At 49.8% G+C, this 1,045-nt stretch carries 3 rRNA genes; all 3 read left to right on the top strand.

Annotated elements, in window-relative coordinates:
- Nucleotides 1-103, top strand: a 16S ribosomal RNA gene (locus AC0YNT_RS30530); the annotation flags it as partial.
- Nucleotides 104-234: 131 nt separating this feature from the next.
- Nucleotides 235-351, top strand: a 5S ribosomal RNA gene (gene rrf / locus AC0YNT_RS30525).
- A 182-nt stretch (nt 352-533) separates the two neighbouring features.
- Nucleotides 534-1,045 (top strand): 23S ribosomal RNA (locus AC0YNT_RS30520); the annotation flags it as partial.

Below are 1,045 nucleotides of genomic sequence, written 5' to 3'. Positions count from 1 at the left end.
GGGTAACCCGCAAGGGAGCCAGCCGTCGAAGGTGGGGTAGATGATTGGGGTGAAGTCGTAACAAGGTAGCCGTATCGGAAGGTGCGGCTGGATCACCTCCTTTCTAAGGAAATACCCGATCACGATGATGATCGGATAGGAAGCTTAGCTTCCAAACTACAGGCAGTAGTCGCAGCTCGTTGTCAGTTTTGAAAGAGCAATTCGAAAGAATTGAAGCTTTCAGTAAGTCATCCGTTTGGTGGCGATGGCGGAGGGGAACCACACGTTCCCATACCGAACACGACCGTTAAGCCCTCCAGCGCCGATGGTACTTGGACCGCAGGGTCCTGGGAGAGTAGGACGTCGCCAAGCAGGTGTTCTTGTAAGCAAATTTGTTACCAACTTTTGTGAGTTGACTGTAACAAATGCGCATGATAAGATAACCTTCCGTCCAAAAGACGGAAACAAATTGTACCTTGAAAACTGGATAGCGAAAGATAATGAAACATCCTTAAGCAAAGTTGATTTACATCAATAAGCAATTATTGATGATAGGTTAAGCTAGTAAGAGCGCACGGAGGATGCCTAGGCACTAGGAGCCGAAGAAGGACGTGGCGAACAACGAAACTGCCTCGGGGAGCGGTAAGCACGCATTGATCCGGGGGTGTCCGAATGGGGAAACCCGGCTGTCGTAATGGACAGTCACTCATAACTGAATACATAGGTTATGTAGAGGCATACCAGGGGAACTGAAACATCTAAGTACCCTGAGGAAGAGAAAACAAAAGTGATTCCGTCAGTAGCGGCGAGCGAACGCGGATTAGCCCAAACCAAGGAGCTTGCTCCTTGGGGTTGTAGGACGTCTCACATGGAGTTACAAAGGTGTTGAGTAAACGAAGAGGTCTGGAAAGGCCCGCCAGAGAAGGTAAAAGCCCTGTAATTGAAATTCAATACCCTCCGAGACGGATCCTGAGTACGGCGGGACACGTGAAACCCCGTCGGAATCCGGCAGGACCATCTGCCAAGGCTAAATACTCCCTAGTGACCGATAGTGAAGCAGTACCGT

The organism is Paenibacillus sp. J22R56 (genome assembly GCF_056269375.1).
The sequence above is the reverse complement of the archived record's forward strand: the minus strand, read 5'-3'. Positions and strand labels throughout refer to the sequence as shown.